Origin of the sequence: Streptomyces sp. NPDC001530, assembly GCF_042894545.1 — a bacterium.
GTDB lineage: Bacteria > Actinomycetota > Actinomycetes > Streptomycetales > Streptomycetaceae > Streptomyces.
The window spans coordinates 304,373-322,298 of sequence record NZ_JBIAVS010000008.1; the positions used below are offsets into that span (position 1 = coordinate 304,373).

Here is a 17,926-nt window from a genome sequence, read left to right on the forward strand (position 1 = left end):
TGCACGGCATAGCAGTAAACTGCTGTCCATATGGCGCCCCATACCTGGGGTCGGACGGGGGAACCGGAATTTTAGTTGAATGCGTTTCGCGCATTCGGGGGGTTGTCGTGTCCCTGTCCTATTTACAGGCCGACCATGCGCTCCGCTACGAGCTGCTGGGGCGGCTGCGGGTGACCCGCGGCGGAGTCGACCTGACGCCCGAGCAGCCCAAGCTCACCAAACTGCTCGCCCTGCTGCTGATCAGGGCGGGCGAGACCGTACCGGGGGAGAAGCTTGTGGCGGAACTCTGGGAGCAGGGTCCGCCGCGCTGCGCCTTCGCGAGTCTGCGCGTGTACGTCTCGCAGTTGCGGAAAATCCTGAACGGACCCAGAGGAACGTCTCCGATCGCCACGACATCGCCGGGATACATCCTCGATGTGAGCGGCGCCACAACAGATTTCCAAGACTTCGAAGTGCTCTACACCCGTGGCCGAGAACGATACGGCGCGGCCGATTTTCTCCATGCCTCCGAACTTCTCCGCAAGGGGTTGTCGCTGTGGCGGGGGCCTATTCTGGAGGGAATTCAAGGGTCGCTGGACATCGAATCGTTCGCGGCCGTGCACGAGGAAAAACGGCTGAATTGCACCGAGCTGAGCATCGACTCCACGCTGGCGCTCGGCCGCCATCACGAGGTGATCGAGGACCTGAAGGGCCTCCTCGTCCAGCATCCGCTGCGGGAGCCCTTCTACCGCCAGTTGATGGTGGCCCTGTACCGGGCGGGCCGTCAGGGGGACGCGCTGGGGACCTACCGCAACGCCCGCCGGGTGATCAGAGAGGAGCTCGGCGTCGAGCCGGGGCCGACCCTGCGCCTGGCTCACGAGGCCATACTCCGGGCGGATCCGGCATGCTTGGAGGCTGCCGGCGTCATCCCCGCCATCCGCTGACCGCGGGACCGCGCGCCCGTGCGCGCTTTATACGGCATTTGCGGTCACTTAACTGCCCACGGGTAGCGTGCAGTTGACCCCCGCACCAGGCGGGGGGAGCTGAGATGCCGTGCTCGGCCGTGCACGAGCGGGCACCGGCCACGGTGCCGTGACCGTGGCCCTGGTGCTGGTATCGGAAGACCGTCGAACCCACTCCATGTCCCGCCGTTGCCCCGCTCTCGCCCTTGATCACCTCCGGCGCACGGCGACGCTACGGGCCACCGGCGGGCCGGAGTGGGGGTGAGCCCTCGCAGCAGCCATCGGCTGACGGCCCGTCCGAAACCGTTCGCCTCACGTACCGCCGACTTTCACATAGGAGCCACAGGACCCTTCCCTGACGTTTGGTGCTCTTGGAACACTCCAACCGCGCACGTTCCCTCACCATCCGGCCGACCGGGCCCGTCAGGACAAGAGGTCACCCACCCATGCCTCAAGTGAATCGGCGCCGTTTCCTCCAACTCGCCGGCGGCACCGCGGCGTTCACCGCGCTGTCCAGCAGCATCCAGCGGGCCGCGGCGCTGCCCGCGCACTACCGTTCCGGCACGATCGAGGACGTCGAGCACGTCGTCGTGCTGATGCAGGAGAACCGTTCCTTCGACCACTACTTCGGCTCACTGAGAGGCGTCCGCGGCTTCGGCGACCCCCGCCCGGCCACGACCTCCGGCACCAAGTCGGTCTGGTACCAGTCGGACGGCACCAAGGACGTGCTCCCCTTCCGGCCCGAGGCGGACGACCTGGGCCTTGCGTTCATCCAGGACCTCCCGCACGGCTGGAGCGACGGACATGCCGCGTTCAACAAGGGCAAGTACGACAAATGGGTGCCCGCCAAGTCGTCGACGACGATGGCGTACCTGACGCGCGAGGACATCCCGTTCCACTACGCGCTCGCCGACGCGTTCACCATCTGCGACGCCTACCACTGCTCGTTCATCGGCTCCACCGACCCGAACCGCTACTACATGTGGACGGGCTACACGGGCAATGACGGCAAGGGCGGCGGGCCCGTCCTCGGCAACGACGAGGTCGGCTACGACTGGACGACGTACCCCGAGCGCCTCGAAGCGGCCGGGATCTCCTGGAAGATCTACCAGGACGTCGGCGACGGCCTGGACGCGAACGGCTCCTGGGGCTGGATCTCGGATGCGTACCGCGGCAACTACGGCGACAACTCGCTGCTGTACTTCAACCAGTACCGCAACGCCAAGCCCGGCGACCCGCTCTACGACAAGGCCCGCACCGGCACCGACGCCCGCAAGGGCGAGGGCTTCTTCGACCAGCTGAAGGCCGACGTCCGGGGCAAGAAGCTGCCGAAGGTCTCCTGGATCGTCGCGCCCGAGGCGTTCACCGAGCACCCCAACTGGCCCGCCAACTACGGGGCTTGGTACATCTCCCAGGTCCTCGACGCGCTCACCTCCGACCCCGAGGTCTGGAGCAAGACGGCGCTGTTCATCACGTACGACGAGAACGACGGCTTCTTCGACCACCTCGTGCCGCCGTTCCCGCCACAGTCCGCCGCGCAGGGCAAGTCCACGGTCGATGTCGGCCCGGACCTCTACAAGGGTGACGCGAGCCGCACGGCGGGACCCTACGGTCTCGGCCAGCGTGTGCCGATGCTCGTCGTCTCGCCCTGGAGCAAGGGTGGTTTCGTCTGCTCCGAGACGCTCGACCACACCTCGATCATCCGGTTCATGGAGCGCCGCTTCGGCGTGCACGAGCCCAACATCTCGCCCTGGCGGCGCGCGATCAGCGGCGACCTCACCGCCGCCTTCGACTTCGCCCACAAGGACACGAAGCCGGTCGCGCTGCCGGACACCGACGGGTATGAGCCGCCGGACCACGACCGCCACCCCGACTACGTGCCGACCCCGCCCGCGAACCCGGTGCTGCCCAAGCAGGAGCGCGGATCGCGCGCGGCCCGCCCGCTCAAGTACGCGCCGCGCGTGGACGGTTCGGCGGACCCGGCGGCCGGCACGTTCACGCTCACCTTCGGCTCGGGCGCCAAGGCCGGCGCCGCCTTCCTCGTCACCTCCGGGAACCGCACCGACGGCCCCTGGACGTACACCACCGAGGCGGGCAAGACGATCTCGGACACCTGGAACTCGGCGTACTCCGGCGGTTCGTACGACCTCACCGTGCACGGTCCGAACGGTTTCCTGCGCACCTTCAAGGGCCCCGGCAAGGCGGCGGGACCCGAGGTCACGGCGCGCCATGCCGGCGGCAACGTGGAGCTGACCTTCACCAACAAGGGCTCGGGCACGGTGAGTCTCGAGCTCACCAACGGCTATGGCGGAAAGGCGCAGTCGTTCAAGGTGCGGGCGGGCGCGACCGTGAAGTACACGGTGGATCTGCGGGCGAGCAGGCGCTGGTACGACCTGACCGTCGTGTCGGACGCGGACGCGACGTTTCTGCGGCGATTCGCCGGACATGTCGAGAACGGTCTGCCCGGTGTGAGCGACCCGGCGATCGTCACCGGCTGATGGTTACCCAAGTGCCGATTGTTTTCCGGCCATCTCGCGGTAGTGTGCCCCGGTGACCACGCATTCGAACACTCCTGCAGGTTGGTACCCGGATCCCCACGGGGCGCCCCAGACGTTGCGTTACTGGGACGGCTCGCAATGGACCGAGCACACGAATGCGGACCAGCAGGCCCAGGCGGCACAGCAGGTACCGCAGCAGGCCCAACAGCCCCAGCAGGCATACGCCCAGCAGCCCCAGCAGCCCGCCGCGGGTCCCGACCAGCGCGTGCAGCGACAGGTGCAGCAGCAGGCCGGGGTCGCGCCCAGCGGCGCCGGCGGCGGCACCCTGTTCACCGAACCGGTCCTGGTGGTGAACCAGAAGGCCAAGCTGATCGAGGTGACCAACGAGTACAAGGTCATGGATCAGAACGGCAACCAGATCGGCTCGGTCACCGAGGTCGGTCAGGGCGTGTTCAGGAAGATCCTGCGCTTCGTCTCCAGCCTCGACCAGTTCCTGACCCACAAGCTGGAGATCCGTGACGCGTACGGTCAGCCGCAGCTGCTGCTGACCCGCCCCGCGAAGTTCCTCAAGTCGCGGGTGATCGTGTCGCGTCCGGACGGCTCGCCGGTCGGCGAGATCGTGCAGCAGAACATGATCGGCAAGATCAACTTCGCGATGAACGTCGACGGCCGGCAGGTCGGCGCGATCAAGGCGGAGAACTGGCGTGCCTGGAACTTCGCGATCGTCGACCACGCGGACAACGAGGTCGCCCGGATCACGAAGACCTGGGAAGGCCTCGCCAAGACGATGTTCACCACTGCGGACAACTACGTCCTGCAGATCCACTTCCAGCTCCCCGAGCCCCTGCTGAGCCTCGTCGTCGCGACGGCACTGACCGTCGACACGGCGCTCAAGCAGGACTCCCGCGGACTGGGCTGACAGTGACACAGACAGAAGGGCGGTTGCGGAGATCCGCAACCGCCCTTCTGCCGTTGACGTCCTTCTGCCGTTGACGCCGGAGAGCCGGCGCTAGTGCGCGGTCAGATGACCCGAGTTGGGCTGCTGGGGCACCAACGAGGGTTCGTACGTCGCTGATCCGGGCCCCAGCGCCAGCACCGCGGCGACCGGGTGGTCATCGTCCACCACGGAGGGGGGCACGGCCACGGGCTCCGGCGCCGACCGCGACAGCGTCACCACGCCCCACGCCGCGATCGCCCCTCCCGTGAGCGCCAGCAGTACGCCCGCCGCGCCGCCCTGAAGGCGTTCGCCGAGCAGGGACAGGCCGATCACCACGGCGGCCACCGGGTTGGCGAGCGTCACGACGGCGAGCGGTGCGCCGAGACCACCCTGGTACGCGGTCTGCGACAGGAGCAGTCCGCCCGCCGCGAAGGTCGCCACCAGCAGTGCCACCACGACCACTTGGGCGCTCAGCAGCGAGCCCGAGCGGTCCGTCGCGGCCACCGTCACCGTCTGGGTGAGGGCCGAGGCGACACCCGAGGCGAACCCGGACGCGGTCGCGTGCCGCAGCCCCGGCCGCGCGCCCGGCCGTGACAGGCCGCCGATCAGCACGGCTGTCGTACCGGCGACGGCCAGCGCCTGCGGCACGCTCAGCACGTCGTCGGGCGCGGGCCCGGACGTCGTGACGAGCAGCGCGGCCAGGCCGATCAGCGTGAGCGCCGTACCGCGCCACTCGACCGCGTTGACCCGCCGTCCGGCCACCCGCGCCCCCAGTGGCACCGCCGCCACGAGCGTGAGCGCGCCGAGTGGCTGCACCAGGGTGAGCGGGCCGTACTTGAGCGCGGCGACATGCAGCAGCGCGGCGGACGCGTTGAGCACCACCGACCACCACCAGGCGCCGCTGGCCAGCAGCCGCAGTGTGCCCGAGCCGACGGACCGGGAGGCGAGCCGCTCCTGGGCGACGGCCGCGGCGGCGTACGCGACGGCGGAGAACAGGGACAGGACGACGGCGGTGAGAGTGGCGCTCATCGCCCCGCCCCCACGAGCTCCGGCATGTCCTGTACGGGGCTGTCGACGCGTGTCTGGGCGCGGCCCGCGGTCGTCACCGTCCGGTGCGGCAGGTGGATCACGGCGAGCGCGATGCCGAGCAGCGCGGTGGCGACGATCGCGTCGAGCCAGTAGTGGTTCGCCGTGCCGACGATCACGAGCAGGGTGAGCAGCGGATGCAGCAGCCACAGCCAGCGCCATCGGGACCGGGTGGCCGCGATCAGGCCGATCGCCACCATCAGCGCCCAGCCGAAGTGCAGCGACGGCATCGCGGCGAACTGGTTCGCCATCGAGTCGGTCGCCGGGTGCGCCCCGTACACCGTGGGCCCGTACACCTGCCCGGTGTCCACGAGACCCGCCTCGCCGATCAGGCGTGGCGGCGCGAGCGGGAAGGCGAGATGCCCCACCAGGGCGGCGGCGGTGACCACGGCGAGGACCCGGCGGGCCCAGATGTAGTGGGCCGGGCGCCGCAGGTAGAGCCAGATCAGGAAGGCCGCGGTGGCCGGGAAGTGGACGGTCGCGTAGTAGGTGTTCGCGAGGTGCACGAGGGTGTCGCTGTGCAGGAGTGCGGTCTGCACGGCGCCCTCGCCCGGCAGGTGCACGGCCCGCTCCAGGTCCCACACCCGGTGCGCGTTGCCGAACGCCTCGCCGGTGTGGCCGGTGGCCAGTTGCCGGCCGACCTTGTAGACGACGAAGAGCCCGACGACGAGCAGAAGCTCACGCAGGAGCGGCGGACGCGCCGCGGTGTCGTGCGCGGGCCACTTCGCGTCGGCGGCGCGCGCGTGCCGCTTGGCGTCGGCGGAGCGCCCGTGCGGCTCTGCGAGGGCGCCGCGTGGCGACGCCCGGCGTATGGCCGCGTCGGGCGGCTCCGGTTCTGCTTCTGATGCGGACTCTGCAGGCTCGGTTCGGGAATCCATCCCCCGGCCCCCTTGCTGACGGTCTTGCGTGGGGTGGTGCGCGGTGAGCCCAGGACAGGATCCACTCGACCCCCACTCCACAGAGGAGTGGATCCTGTCCAAGGCTCATCGATACGGCAGTGAACCGATACGGCACTGTACCGATACGCCAGTGTACCGATACGGATCCGTACCGGTACACTGGCGTATCGATTAGACTGTGTGAAGCGGGACACCGTGGACCACCGGAACGAACCGGATTGAGCGAGGAGAAGAGCCATGACGTCGCAGGCCGCAGACGGACCGGAGACGGTTGTCGCCTCGCGCCGCTCCAAGATCACGCCCGAGCGTGAGCAGGAGTTCTACGACGCCGTGCTCGACCAGATCCGCGAGTGCGGCTACGAGGCCATCACCATGGAGGGCGTGGCCGCGAGCACCCGCTGCAGCAAGTCCACGCTGTACCGCCAGTGGAGGACGAAGCCCCAGTTCGTGGCGGCGGCGCTGCGCGCCAACCGCTGTCCGCGGTTCGCCGGGATCGATACCGGCTCGCTCGCCGGGGACCTGCGCGAGGCGGCGCGGGCCGCGGGCGAGTGGCCGGGGCGGGACAGCACCCAGCTCCTCCAGGGCCTCAGCAATGCCGTGATGCAGGACGAGGAGCTTCAGCAGGCGCTGCGCGAGGCGCTTGTGGAGCCCGAGGTCGTGGAGCTCCGGCAGATGATCAACCGCGCGGTCGAGCGGGGTGAGATCGCCGCCGACCATCCGGCTCTGGAGTTCATCCCGGCTCAGCTGCTCGGCATCCTGCGCATTCGCCCCGTCCTGGAGGGCCAGCATGCGGATGCGGCGTATCTCACACAGTTCGTGGAGGCGGTCGTGCTGCCGGCCCTCGGCCTGACATAAGACTCAGGTCGCCGTCCGCGGGATGACCGGACGTCGGCCTGTTCCGCGCCGCACCGTGGGGACGGGGGCGGCGCGCACCCCCCGGCCGGGTGGGGTTCCTCTTGAGCGGAGGGGCGCCCCACCCGGCCGATCCATGTCCGTAGGTACGGGTGTACGGACTACCTGTGTGTACGGGCTACACGTTCTGCCCGTTGCCGCCGGCCCCCGACGCCACCTTGATGCCCTTGGTGATCGTGTCGATCACCGACTGCTTGGGCGCCTTGGAACTGACGTCGATACCGAAACGGACCACGACGAGGGACTTCGAGTCGGCGGGGGAGGGGAAGACGAGCGACTCGACGTAACCGTCGTCGCCCTTGCTCGTCACGACCTTCCAGCGGACCAGATAGCCCTTCTCACCGGCCACGGTGACCGCCTTCGAGGCGAGCTCCGTGTGCGAGGTGATCGTGCCGTAGCCCTTGCCGTACGACTCGGTGGCGTTCTTGGAGATGTCCTCCTTGGCCGCCGCCTCCGCCGTGGTCGACGTCAGACGCTGCGCGAGCGCGGGAGCCGAGTACGCGCCGCCCCGCTGGCAGTCCTCCGAGGTGTCGCCGGGGCACTTGTAGGTGTCCTTGGTGGCGATCGCGGCCCCGGCCGTGTTGGCCTTGGCGGTCCAGTCGTCGGGGATCGGGATGCTGATACCGCTGACGGCGTCGACGGCATAGCCGTCCTCGGTCTGCGGCTGCGCGGACTGACCGGGTGCCGGGGTCTGACCGCCCGATCCGCCGGAGCCGCCGGGCAGGCCGCCGGGGCCGCCCGACTCGCCCTGGCCGCCCCCGGGACCACCCGTGCCACCCTGTCCGCCCCCGGGTCCGCCCTGGCCGTTCTGCCCGCCCGGTCCCTGGGAGTTCGCGCTGTTGCCGCCGTTGCCGTCGTCCTTGGTCAGCGCGTACACACCGCCGCCGATGCCCGCGAGGACGGCGATCGCCGCGGCGACGGCGATGCCGGTGCGCAGTCCGCGCCGCGGCGAGCCCGGGGGAAAGGCCGGATACGGTCCGGCGGCCGGTGGGTGTGCCGGGGGACCCCATGTGGCGGCCGACCCGACGAGGCGGGTCTGATCCGTCCATGCCTTACCGTCCCACCAGCGCTCGGTGGCGGGAGCGTCATCTGTCTGCCCGGGGTCGGGATACCAGCCGGGAGGAGTCACCTGCGTCATGGTGCCCACCGTATGAGCCCTGGGTGAAAGGCGGATGAGAGGGCTCGGGGAGGCGTCACTCCGGGACTGTTCCGGGAGGCGTCACTTAAGGACCAGCCGTACCGGCGCCCGGTCCGCCCGTGGCGGCAGCCGCAGCCCGTCCCTGCCCGGAGTGATCGACCCGAGCACGCTGGGGTGCCGGGCGCCGGTGCTCGCCGGATCGGTGCCCGCGAGCCCGTGCAGCGTCAGAAAACCCAGCACGGCGAAGGCGTACGCCTCCTTGGCGGCCGACGGCAGCCCCAGTTCGTCGGAGGTGCGCAGCGCCACCCCGGGAAGCTCCGCGGCGAGCATCGCCATGAGGACGGGATTGCGGGTGCCCCCGCCGGAGGCGATCACCTCCGTGGCCCGCACGGCGCGCACGGCGTCGGCCACCGTCCGGGCCGTGAGCCGGGTGAGGGTCGCGATGACGTCCTCCGCGGTCAGCGTCCCGAAGCCCGCCAACGCGTCGCGCAGATAGCCGAGATGGAACAGCTCCTTGCCGGTCGTCTTGGGCGCGGGCAACGCGTAGTACGGCTCGGCGAGCAGCCGCTGCAGCAGGGGCTCGTGGACGGTGCCGCGAGCGGCGAGGGCCCCGTCCACGTCGTAGTCGAGGCGCCCGCCGCTCAGCCCCCGTGCCGCCGCGTCGACCAGCGCGCACGCGGGCCCGGTGTCGAAGGCGGTGCCGTCCGGCGCGGTGAGGTTGGCGATGCCGCCGAGGTTCAGCGCCACCGGCGTCCCCGGCCGGCCGCGCAGCCACAGCAGGTCGACCAGGCTCACCAGCGGTGCGCCCTGGCCACCCGCGGCGATGTCACGCGGGCGGAAGTCGGCGACCACGGGCAGCCCGGTCGCCTCGGCGATCCAGGCGGGCTGCCCGATCTGGAGGGTGCCGTGCACCTGCCCGTGCTCCGCCCAGTGGTAGACGGTCTGGCCGTGCGAGGCGACCAACTCGCCACCCGAGTGGCACAGTTCACGGTCGGCCCGGACGGCTGCCGCCGCGAAGGCCTGTCCGATGAGGGTGTCCAGGCGGCACACCTCGGCCAGGCTCGTGGGGGCCGGCGGCAGCGCCGCGGCGAGCGCGTCGCGCAGTTCGTCGTCGTACGCCTCGCTGACGAGCCCGAGAGGCCGCAGGACGAGGCTGTCCCCGTCGAGGGCCATTTCGGCGGCCGCCGCGTCGATCGCGTCGTACGACGTGCCGGACATCAGACCGATCACCCGCACTTGCTCAACTCCCTTTCCCTGTACGGAGCGTGGAGAGCGCGAGCACGCTCACCGCGCACGTGGCCGCCGCGTAGTACGCGGGGATGTCCACGCTCCCGGTCCGTTTGATGGTCTCCGTGATGATGAGCCCTGCACAGCCCGAGAACACCGCATTGGCCAGGGCGTAGGCGAGTCCCAGGCCCGTGTAGCGGACGCTCGTCGGGAACATCTCGGAGAGCATCGCCGGGCCGGGCCCCGCCATCAGCCCGACGACGGCACCCGCCACGAACACGGCGACACCCTTCACCGCGTTCGAAGTCCCGGTGTCCTGCAGGAGGTTGAGCAGCGGGATGGCCAGCACGGTGACGAGGACGGCCCCCGAGAGCATCACGGGGCGCCGCCCGATCCGGTCGCTGAGCAGTCCCGCCGGGACGATCGTGACCGCGAAGCCGAGGTTGGCGAGGACCGTGGCGAGCAGTGCCTGTTGGAAGGAGGCGTTCAGGGTGCTCTGGAGGTAGGAGGGCAGCACGACCAGGAAGGTGTAACCGGCCGCCGCCCAGCCCATGACGCGCCCGGCGCCCAGCGCGATCGCCGCGGCCACCTCGCGGCCGGGCGGGCGCTCCCGTTGCCGCTCCCGCTCGAAGGACGGCGTCTCGTCCAGCCGCAACCGCAGCCACAGCGCGCCGAGGCCGAGCGGTAGCGTGAGCAGGAACGGCAGCCGCCAGCCCCAGGATTCGAGCTCGTGCGGGCTGAGCACGGTCGCCAGCAGCGCCGCGACGCCCGCGCCGCCCAGCAGCCCCAGCGCCACCGTGAACGACTGCCACGACCCGTACAGTCCCCGCCTGCCGGGCGGCGCGAACTCCGTCATCACCGAGACCGCGCCCCCGAACTCCCCGCCCGCGGACAGCCCTTGGAGCACCCGGAGGAACGTGAGCAGCCACGGGGCGAGAGCGCCGACCGTGGCATACGTGGGCAGCGCTCCGATCAGGGTCGTCGCCGCCGTCATCAGAGCGATCACCAGGATCAGCACCGGACGCCGCCCGATCCGGTCGCCGAGCCGTCCGAACAGCGCCGCGCCGACGGGGCGGAAGAAGAACGCCAGTGCGAAGGACGCGTACGTCTTCACCAGGCCCTCGACCTCGCTGCCACCCTCCGGTGTGAAGAAGCGCGCCGCGATGACTGTCGCGAAATAGCCGTAGATCCCGAACTCGTACCACTCGATGAAGTTCCCCACGGAGCCCGCGAACAGGGCTCTGCGGGAGTGCTCGGGCCGGGCGGCGCGCAGGTCCGAGTCGTGCGCGGGGGCGCTCATGCCGGTTCCTCCCGGGGGCGTGCCGGGGCCGGGCGGTCCCGGCCGCGACGGAGACTGATGTTGGAAAATTAGCTTCAATTCGCGGCCTGTTGACTGTCAATAACTTTCACACGGGCAGGTGGACGCTCCGCAGCGTCGCCTCCGCGATATCGCTGTCACTCGTCTCGGCAACAGCTGTCCGGACCCGCCTCCACTGGGGCTTCGCGGCGGCTAGGCTCGTTGTCAGTACGTCGTTTGGGCGACCTGGGGAGGTAGCGGGATGACGGAGGCACGGCCCGGAGCGGTCGCCTCGGCTTCCCTGTGGGAGCGCGATGCGGAAGTCGCCACCCTCGAAGAGGCGATCGCCGCGCTGCGCGCGGACTCCGCCTCCTCGGGCAGCCTGCTGGTGTTCAGCGGCGAGGCGGGCCTCGGCAAGACCGCGCTCCTCGCCGAGGCCCGCCGGATCGCGGAGAGCAGCGGCTGCGCGGTGTGGTCGGCACGCGGCGGCGAGACCGTCACGTCCGTCCCCTTCAATGTCGTACGACAGCTGCTGCAGCCCGCCCTCGTCTCGCTGATGCCCGAGGAGGCGCGCGAATACCTCGGCGACTGGTACGACATCGCCGGACCCGCCCTCGGGATAACGGAACCGGGTGACCGTCAGCCCGACCCGCAAGGCGTGTGCGACGGGCTGGTCGCCGCGGTGCGCAGGCTCGCCAAGCGCGAGTGGCCGCTCGTACTGCTCATCGACGACGCGCACTGGGCCGACCAGGAGACGCTGCGCTGGCTGGCCGCGTTCGCCGAGCGCCTCGACGACCTGTCCGTCCTCGTCGTGGTCGCCCGCCGTCCCGGCGGGGTCAGCGGCGAGAGCGCCCGGCTGCTCGACATGGTCGCCGCCGCGGCCCGACCGGTCACCACCTTGAGCGCGCTGACCCCGGCCGCGGCCGAGGGACTGACCCGCGCCACACTCGGGGAGCACGCCGACGCACCGTTCTGCCGCGAGGTGTGGGCGGTCACCGGCGGCAACCCGTACGAGACCGTCGAACTGCTCGCCAAGGTGCAGGACAGCGCGCTGGAGCCCGCCGAGGGCTCGGCCGCCGAGCTGCGCGACCTGAACCGCTCCGCCCGCGGCCGCGGGCTCGTCGCCCGCCTCGAAGGACTCGGCATCGACGCCACCCGGTTCGCCTGGGCGGCCGCGATCCTCGGCACCGGGATCTCCCTCGACCTCGCCGCCCAACTCGCCGGCATGCAGACCGAGGAGGCCGTCCGCTGCGCCGAACTGCTCGGCGCCGCCCGCATCCTGACCAGGACCGAGCCGACGTACGGCCAAGTGCCCGACGGTGAGCTGGAGTTCGTGCACCCGCTCATCGCGACCGCGGTCTACCGCTCGATCCCGGACGCCCTGCGCACCGCGATGCACGGCCAGGCCGCGTGGGCGGTCACGGAGTCCGGCCGGGGCGCCGCCGCGGCCTCCCGCCACCTCCTCGAAGTCCATCCGGACGACGACCCCGAACTCGTCGAGCAGATGCGCGAGGCCGCCCGCGAACACCTCGCCGTGGGCGCGCCCGACGCGGCCAGGCGCTGCCTGGAGCGCGCGCTGGCCGAGCCCCCGCTTCCCGAGGTCCACGCGCGCGTGCTCTACGAACTGGGCTGCGCCACACTCCTGACCGCGCCCTCCACGACGATCAACCATCTGCGCGCCGCCCTCGAAAGGCCCGGCCTCGAGGACGACATGCGCGTGGACGCCGTCTTCCGGCTCTCCCAGGCGCTGCTCCACAACGACCAGCTCGACGAGGCCGTCCGCACGGTCGACGCGGAGGCCGCCCGGCTGGAACCGGGACCCGACCGGATGCGACTGACGGCCGTGCACTACATGTGGGAGGGCATCCACGCGGGCGAGGAGCGCCCCTCGGGACACTCCCGCGGTCTCGCCGAACTCGTCAGGACCTGCACCGGCCGGGACAACTCCGAGCGCGCGCTGCTCATACTGCGCGGCTTCGACGCGATGACACGCGGCGAGAACGCCGAAGAGGTCGTGGAACTGTGCGACCGCGCCCTCGTCAACGGCCGCCTCGCACCGGGACTCGGCTGGACCGACACCGAGTGGGGCGTCGAACTCCTTCTCATGCTCGGCAGCGCGTACGCCTACGCCGACCGGCTCGACCGGGCCGAGAGCCTGTTCAGCGAGGCCCTGCACGCCTATGTGAAGGCCGGTTGGAGCGGCGGTCACCTCTCCCTGGCCAACGCCTACCTCGGCCTCGCGCACCGCAGACGAGGCCGCCTCGCCGACGCGGAGACCTACCAGCGCGAGTCGCTGCGTCTTGCCGAACGGGTCGGGCGCGGGCTGCCCCTGTACTGGTCGGCCACCTGCGGACTCATCGACACGCTGCTCGCCCGCGGCCGTGTCCAGGAAGCCGCGGAGATCGCCGACCGCTACGGCTTCGCACCCCCGTACCCGTCCACCATCGTGCTCCCGGACACCCGCTCCGTCCGCGGCCGTCTGCTGCTCGCCGCCGGCCGCACGAAGGAGGGCATCAACGAACTGGAGGCGGCCGAGAAGGCCGCCACCGCGCGCGGTCACCACAACACGGTGCTCGCTCCCTGGGCGGTCGACCTCGCCCGGGCCCTCGCCACGGACGACCCGGCGCGCGCCGCCGCCCTGGCCACCGAGGCCCGCCGCCAGGCCGAGCGCTTCGGCACCGACACGGCCATCGGCGAGGCGCTCCGCTGCGCCGCGGCCCTCGAAACGGGCCAGCGCGCGGTACGACTGGCCGCCCAGGCGGTCACCTACCTGGAAGCCTCGCCCTGCCAGTACGAACACGCGGCGGCCCGCGTCGAACACGGCATCGCCGCCCGCTCGGTGTCGGAGCTCAACAAGGGGCTGACACTGGCGCGTTCGTGCGGGGCGGACGGGTTGGTGCGGCAGGCGGAGGCGGCGCTGGCGGGCCTTTAGGCGGGGCGGGGGCTTTTGGCCGGGGGGCACGCGGGCACTCCCGCCCGGGCGCGCATGCACCCGTGGCCGGGGCTCGCACACGCACCTCTGACGGGGCACACGCGCGTACCTCCGACGGGGGCGCGTACCTCTGGCCGGGGCGCACGCATGGCCTGGGCGCGCGTAGGGCGCACGCGCCCTCTGGCCGGTTCAGGCGCCGAGGAGCTGGTCCGTCGTCGCCTGCAGCCGCTTCCAGACCTCGCGGTCGTACGCCTCCGCATGCGCCCGCGAGGGGCTCATGCCGTCGAAGTACCGACCCGTGCCCACCTCCCGTGTCGCGAGGGCGAGTACACCCGCCGCGCCGTCCGCGACGGTGGACCAGGGGCTGACCCCGGCCTCGCGCACCATCGCCGTGTCCATGTAGGTGGCGGGGTGCAGGACGTTCACCGAGACGCCCGTGCCCGCCAGTTCCTCGGCCAGGGCGAACGTGTGCGCGGCCAGGGCGAACTTGCTGCGGCAGTACGCCGAGACACCGCTGTAGCCCCGGGTCAGCTCCGGGTCGTCGAAGTCCAGGGGTTCCTGGCCCACCGAGCCGACGTTCACGATCCGGGCGGGGGCGCTCGCACGCAGCACCGGCAGCAGGGCGCGGGTGAGGGCGACCGGGGCGAGGTAGTTCACCGCGAGCCGCAGCTCGTGGCCGTCGGCGCTCAGCTCACGGCCGGAACCGCGCGGACCACTGCCCACACCGGCGTTGTTGATCAGCACGTCGAGTTCGGGATGCGCGCGGGCGACCTGGTCGCCCAGCTCGCGCACCTGTGCCAGCGCGGCCAGATCGGCGACGAAGCCGTGCGCCTCACCCTCGGTACGGAGCTCGTCGACCAGCCGCTCCGTACGGCCGGGGTCGCGGCCGTGCGCGAGGACGACGTGTCCGGAGCGGACCAGTTCGAAGGCGATGTACCGGCCGAGTCCGGAGGTGGCACCGGTGATCAGAACAGTGGACATGCCTCCACCCTAGGCACGGTGTGGAGGCATGTACGGGGTGCTGTTGAAGCTACCACCAGCAGGGTCACCCACCTGCCTCGTCGTCCTCCGCCAGCACCCGTTGCGCCACCGCGAACGCCGAGTTCGCCGCCGGGACACCGCAGTACACGGCGGTTTGCAGCAGGACCGCGCCGATCTCCTCGGGCGTGAGACCGTTGCGCCGCGCCGCGCGGACGTGCATCGCCAGCTCGTCGTAGTGGCCGTGCGCCACCAGCGCGGTCAGCGTGATCATGCTGCGCTCGCGGCGCGCCAGCGTCGGATCCGTCCAGATCTCGCCCCACGCATAGCGGGAGATGAAGTCCTGGAAACGGGCGGTGAAGGGGGTCTGCCGTGCCTGCGCGCGGTCCACGTGCTCGTCGCCGAGGACCTGCCGGCGTACCTCCATGCCTCGCAGCTCGTACCCGTCGAAGTGCCCGCGCAGCGCCGCGAGCACGGCTTCGGGACGCTCCGCCGGCGCCAGATGCGAGGCGCCCGCGATCTCGGTGAGTGAGGCGCCGGGCACCGCGTCGGCGATCTCCCGCAGATGCGCGGGCGGCGTCGCCGGGTCCTCGCGGCCCGCGATCAGCAGGGTCGGGGCGCTGATCGACGACAGCCGGTCCCGGATGTCGAAGGCGGCGAGCGCGTCACAGCAGGCGGCGTACGCCTCGGGGTCCGCGGTCCGGTGGTCCTCGACCAACCGTGGCACCGTGAAACCGGGCGTGAACCAACGGGAGTCGGCGTTCTTGGCCAGCGCCTCGAGTCCTTCGCGGCGTACCGCCGCCGCCCGCTCCTCCCACGGCTTGGAGCCGTTGAAGTGGGCGGACGAGCAGATGACGGCGAGGCTTTCCACCCGCTCCCGGTGGTGCGCGGCCAGCTGCAGACCGACCGCGCCACCGAGGGAGACGCCCGCGTACGCGAACCGGTCGATGCCGAGCGAGTCGGCGAGGGCGAGCACCAGCTCGGCGAGGTCGGCGACGCTCGCGCCGGGCCCGATCAGGTCCGCGGCCGAACCGCCGTGGCCCGGCAGGTCCCAGCGGACGACCCGGTGGGTGACGGACAGCTCGGGCGCGACCTTGTCCCACAGGGCGTACGACGTGCCGAGCGAGGGCCCGAGGAGCAGCGGGGGAGCGGTGGCGGGACCCTCGGCGCGGTGGTTGAGCAGTTTGTGAGTCAACGTCGCTCCAGGGCACGGTCGGTGAGGGCTCCCGCGGAGCCCGTGTAGCGGGTGGGGTCGGTGAGGTCCGCGAGGTCGAGCTCCTTGAGCTCCGGCTCCTCGCCGAGTACGTCCGCGAGGGGCCGGTTCTCGGCGACGGCGCGCCGCGCGGCCCGCGTCAGCAACTCCTTGGCGCGGGCCCGGCCGAGCACGGGAGCGAGCTCGACGGCCAGCCGCTCGGAGACGATCAACCCGTGGGTGAGATCGAGGTGTTGACGCATGGCGTCCGCGTTCACCCGGAGCCCTTCGGCCAGCTCGGTGGCGTTGCCTGCGGCGCTGGCGACCAGCCGCAGCAGATCGCGCAGCGGCTCCCACTCGGCATGCCAGGCACCGGCCGGCCGCTCGTCCTCGGCGACCATCGACGCGTACAGCGTGGCGGCGAGCCCGGGCGCGCGCCGGGCCGTGGCGGCGATCAGCGTGGCCGCCACCGGATTGGCCTTGTGCGGCATCGCGGACGACCCGCCCCCGGCCCCCTCGGCGACCTCGGCGATCTCCGTACGGGACAGGGTGAGGACGTCCGCCGCCATCTTGCCGAGTGCTCCGGCCGCGAAGGCCAGGCCACCGGCCAGATCGGCGATCGGCGTCCGCAGGGTGTGCCAGGGCAACGCCGGTTCCACCAGCCCGAGTTCACGGGCGTACGCCGCCACGAGGGCCTGCGTGTCCTCGGCTCCGAAGGCGGTGAAGGCCGCCAACGTTCCGGCAGCGCCGCCCAGTTGGGCGGGGAGCCGGACGGCGGCGAGGCGGTCCCGCGCGTCCAGCACCAGCGACCGCCACCCCGCCGCCTTCAGTCCGAAGGTCGTGGGCACGGCGTGCTGCGTCAGCGTCCGCCCGGGCATGACCGTGTCGCGGTGGGCGGCGGCCAGTCCGCCCAGCGCCCGCGCCGTACGGTCCAGGTCCGCCAGGACCAGGTCCAGGGTGCGGCGCGCGACCAGCATCATCGCCGTGTCCATGATGTCCTGGCTGGTCGCGCCCCGGTGGACATACGGCCCGTGCTCCTCGCCGACCGCCGCCGTCAGCCGCGCGACCAGCGGGATCACCGGATTGCCGCCGCTCCGGGCCAGCAGTGCGACGGCCCGGACGTCGAGGTCCGCAGCAGCGACGGCGGACACCGCCGACGCGGCCTCGGCCGGGGCCGGGCCGAGCTCCGCCCAGGCCCGCGTCAGCGCCGCCTCTGTATCGAGGAGCGCCTGCAGAAACGCTCCGTCCGAGGTGGCGGCCGACGCGGGGGAGCCCGCCCACCCGGGGGCGAGCAGGGCGTCGGATCCGACAGGGTCGACAGCTGTCACTGGAACTCCAGGAAGACCGTTTCGCCTTCGCCCTGAAGGCGGATGTCGAAACGGTACGTGCGGTGCGCGCCCTCGGCCGCGATCAGCGTGGCGCGCCGGTCGGCCGGGAGCGAGTCGAGCAGCGGGTCGGCGCCGTCGGCGAGGTACGCGCGGGTGAAGAGGTGGTGCACCAGACCGCGCGCGAACACACACACGCTGATGTACGGCAGCCCGGCGTTGCCCGGCGGCAGCGTGTGCAGCGCGTAGTGTCCGTCGGCGTCCGTGGCGACCCGGCCGAAGCCCGTGAAGTCGGTGCCGTTGCGCCCGAGGAAGCCGCCCGTCGACGGATCGCGACGCATCGAGCCGGGCGCGCCCTTCAGCGAGCCATCGGGCGCCGCCTGCCAGAAGTCCAGCAGGGCGTCGGGGATCGGGCTGCCCGCGCCGTCGAACACGTACCCGTGCAGGGTGATCGCGTCGGGGTGGCCCTGCGGCGCGACCTGTCCGCCGCCGGGGAAGGGCAGCGCGTGGCCGTAGAAGGGGCCGATCGTGTGGGACGGGGTGGGGAGCAACCGCTCGGTCATG

The 17,926-nt window shown here is 71.6% G+C and carries 14 protein-coding genes; 5 read left to right on the plus strand and 9 right to left on the minus strand.

Annotation, left to right across the window (positions count from 1 at the left end; all coding sequences use genetic code 11):
- Window positions 1-107: 107 nt before the first annotated feature.
- The 3 genes from ACFY0T_RS18600 (at window position 108) to ACFY0T_RS18610 (ending at window position 4,358) form a co-directional block, all read left to right on the plus strand.
- A complete protein-coding gene (locus ACFY0T_RS18600; protein WP_388871165.1) occupies window positions 108-923 on the plus strand; it encodes a BTAD domain-containing putative transcriptional regulator in 816 nt (271 codons plus the stop codon).
- A gap of 464 nt (window positions 924-1,387) precedes the next feature.
- Entirely contained in the window at window positions 1,388-3,439 is a 2,052-nt protein-coding gene (locus ACFY0T_RS18605) for a phosphocholine-specific phospholipase C (protein ID WP_388871168.1), read from the plus strand.
- A 52-nt stretch (window positions 3,440-3,491) separates the two neighbouring features.
- Window positions 3,492-4,358: a phospholipid scramblase-related protein gene (locus tag ACFY0T_RS18610; RefSeq protein ID WP_388871170.1), complete on the plus strand. Its 867-nt coding sequence runs from the start codon at window positions 3,492-3,494 to the stop codon at window positions 4,356-4,358.
- 90 nt (window positions 4,359-4,448) lie between these two features.
- Here ACFY0T_RS18610 and ACFY0T_RS18615 read toward each other — a convergent pair whose 3' ends face one another.
- Window positions 4,449-5,405 carry a hypothetical protein gene (locus ACFY0T_RS18615; protein ID WP_388871173.1) on the minus strand — a complete coding sequence of 319 codons (957 nt, stop codon included), beginning with the start codon at window positions 5,403-5,405 and terminating at the stop codon, window positions 4,449-4,451.
- On the minus strand, window positions 5,402-6,340 hold the full coding sequence (locus tag ACFY0T_RS18620; RefSeq protein ID WP_388871176.1) for a phosphatase PAP2 family protein: 939 nt from the start codon (window positions 6,338-6,340) through the stop codon (window positions 5,402-5,404). Before ACFY0T_RS18620 ends, ACFY0T_RS18615 begins: the two co-directional genes overlap by 4 nt.
- Window positions 6,341-6,598: 258 nt before the next feature.
- Here ACFY0T_RS18620 and ACFY0T_RS18625 point away from each other — a divergent pair, with 258 nt between their 5' ends.
- A complete protein-coding gene (locus ACFY0T_RS18625) occupies window positions 6,599-7,216 on the plus strand; it encodes a TetR/AcrR family transcriptional regulator C-terminal ligand-binding domain-containing protein (RefSeq protein ID WP_388871179.1) in 618 nt (205 codons plus the stop codon).
- A gap of 175 nt (window positions 7,217-7,391) precedes the next feature.
- Here the strand turns inward: ACFY0T_RS18625 and ACFY0T_RS18630 are convergent, their stop codons facing one another.
- The 3 genes from ACFY0T_RS18630 to ACFY0T_RS18640 all read right to left on the minus strand — a co-directional run bounded on the left by ACFY0T_RS18630 (window position 7,392) and on the right by ACFY0T_RS18640 (window position 10,938).
- Complete coding sequence (locus tag ACFY0T_RS18630) at window positions 7,392-8,411, minus strand: DUF2510 domain-containing protein (RefSeq protein WP_388871182.1); 1,020 nt, start codon at window positions 8,409-8,411, stop codon at window positions 7,392-7,394.
- Window positions 8,412-8,492: 81 nt separating this feature from the next.
- Window positions 8,493-9,647: an anhydro-N-acetylmuramic acid kinase gene (locus ACFY0T_RS18635; protein ID WP_388871185.1), complete on the minus strand. Its 1,155-nt coding sequence runs from the start codon at window positions 9,645-9,647 to the stop codon at window positions 8,493-8,495.
- A gap of 4 nt (window positions 9,648-9,651) precedes the next feature.
- Window positions 9,652-10,938: an MFS transporter gene (locus ACFY0T_RS18640; protein WP_388871188.1), complete on the minus strand. Its 1,287-nt coding sequence runs from the start codon at window positions 10,936-10,938 to the stop codon at window positions 9,652-9,654.
- Between the two features lie 259 nt (window positions 10,939-11,197).
- Here ACFY0T_RS18640 and ACFY0T_RS18645 point away from each other — a divergent pair, with 259 nt between their 5' ends.
- Complete coding sequence (locus ACFY0T_RS18645; RefSeq protein WP_388871191.1) at window positions 11,198-13,867, plus strand: ATP-binding protein; 2,670 nt, start codon at window positions 11,198-11,200, stop codon at window positions 13,865-13,867.
- Between the two features lie 189 nt (window positions 13,868-14,056).
- Here ACFY0T_RS18645 and ACFY0T_RS18650 read toward each other — a convergent pair whose 3' ends face one another.
- The 4 genes from ACFY0T_RS18650 to pcaG all read right to left on the minus strand — a co-directional run bounded on the left by ACFY0T_RS18650 (window position 14,057) and on the right by pcaG (window position 17,925).
- A complete protein-coding gene (locus ACFY0T_RS18650; protein WP_388871194.1) occupies window positions 14,057-14,848 on the minus strand; it encodes an SDR family NAD(P)-dependent oxidoreductase in 792 nt (263 codons plus the stop codon).
- A gap of 64 nt (window positions 14,849-14,912) precedes the next feature.
- Window positions 14,913-16,040, minus strand: coding sequence for a 3-oxoadipate enol-lactonase (gene pcaD, locus ACFY0T_RS18655; RefSeq protein WP_388871196.1), 1,128 nt, complete (start codon window positions 16,038-16,040; stop codon window positions 14,913-14,915).
- Window positions 16,037-17,365, minus strand: a complete 1,329-nt coding sequence (gene pcaB, locus ACFY0T_RS18660) for a 3-carboxy-cis,cis-muconate cycloisomerase (protein ID WP_388871199.1) — start codon at window positions 17,363-17,365, stop codon at window positions 16,037-16,039. The genes pcaD and pcaB overlap by 4 nt, the downstream gene beginning before the upstream one ends.
- Window positions 17,362-17,925, minus strand: coding sequence for a protocatechuate 3,4-dioxygenase subunit alpha (pcaG, locus tag ACFY0T_RS18665; RefSeq protein WP_388871202.1), 564 nt, complete (start codon window positions 17,923-17,925; stop codon window positions 17,362-17,364). The genes pcaB and pcaG overlap by 4 nt, the downstream gene beginning before the upstream one ends.
- Window position 17,926: the final 1 nt, after the last annotated feature.

Excerpts from the sequence above, each read along its gene's own strand:
- ACFY0T_RS18640 (WP_388871188.1), bottom strand. The coding sequence starts at position 10,938 with ATGAGCGCCCCCGCGCACGACTCGGACCTGCGCGCCGCCCGGCCCGAG.
- ACFY0T_RS18620 (WP_388871176.1), bottom strand. The coding sequence starts at position 6,340 with ATGGATTCCCGAACCGAGCCTGCAGAGTCCGCATCAGAAGCAGAACCG.
- ACFY0T_RS18625 (WP_388871179.1), top strand. The coding sequence starts at position 6,599 with ATGACGTCGCAGGCCGCAGACGGACCGGAGACGGTTGTCGCCTCGCGC.
- ACFY0T_RS18650 (WP_388871194.1), bottom strand. The coding sequence starts at position 14,848 with ATGTCCACTGTTCTGATCACCGGTGCCACCTCCGGACTCGGCCGGTAC.
- ACFY0T_RS18630 (WP_388871182.1), bottom strand. The coding sequence starts at position 8,411 with ATGACGCAGGTGACTCCTCCCGGCTGGTATCCCGACCCCGGGCAGACA.
- ACFY0T_RS18605 (WP_388871168.1), top strand. The coding sequence starts at position 1,388 with ATGCCTCAAGTGAATCGGCGCCGTTTCCTCCAACTCGCCGGCGGCACC.
- ACFY0T_RS18615 (WP_388871173.1), bottom strand. The coding sequence starts at position 5,405 with ATGAGCGCCACTCTCACCGCCGTCGTCCTGTCCCTGTTCTCCGCCGTC.
- pcaG (WP_388871202.1), bottom strand. The coding sequence starts at position 17,925 with ATGACCGAGCGGTTGCTCCCCACCCCGTCCCACACGATCGGCCCCTTC.
- ACFY0T_RS18645 (WP_388871191.1), top strand. The coding sequence starts at position 11,198 with ATGACGGAGGCACGGCCCGGAGCGGTCGCCTCGGCTTCCCTGTGGGAG.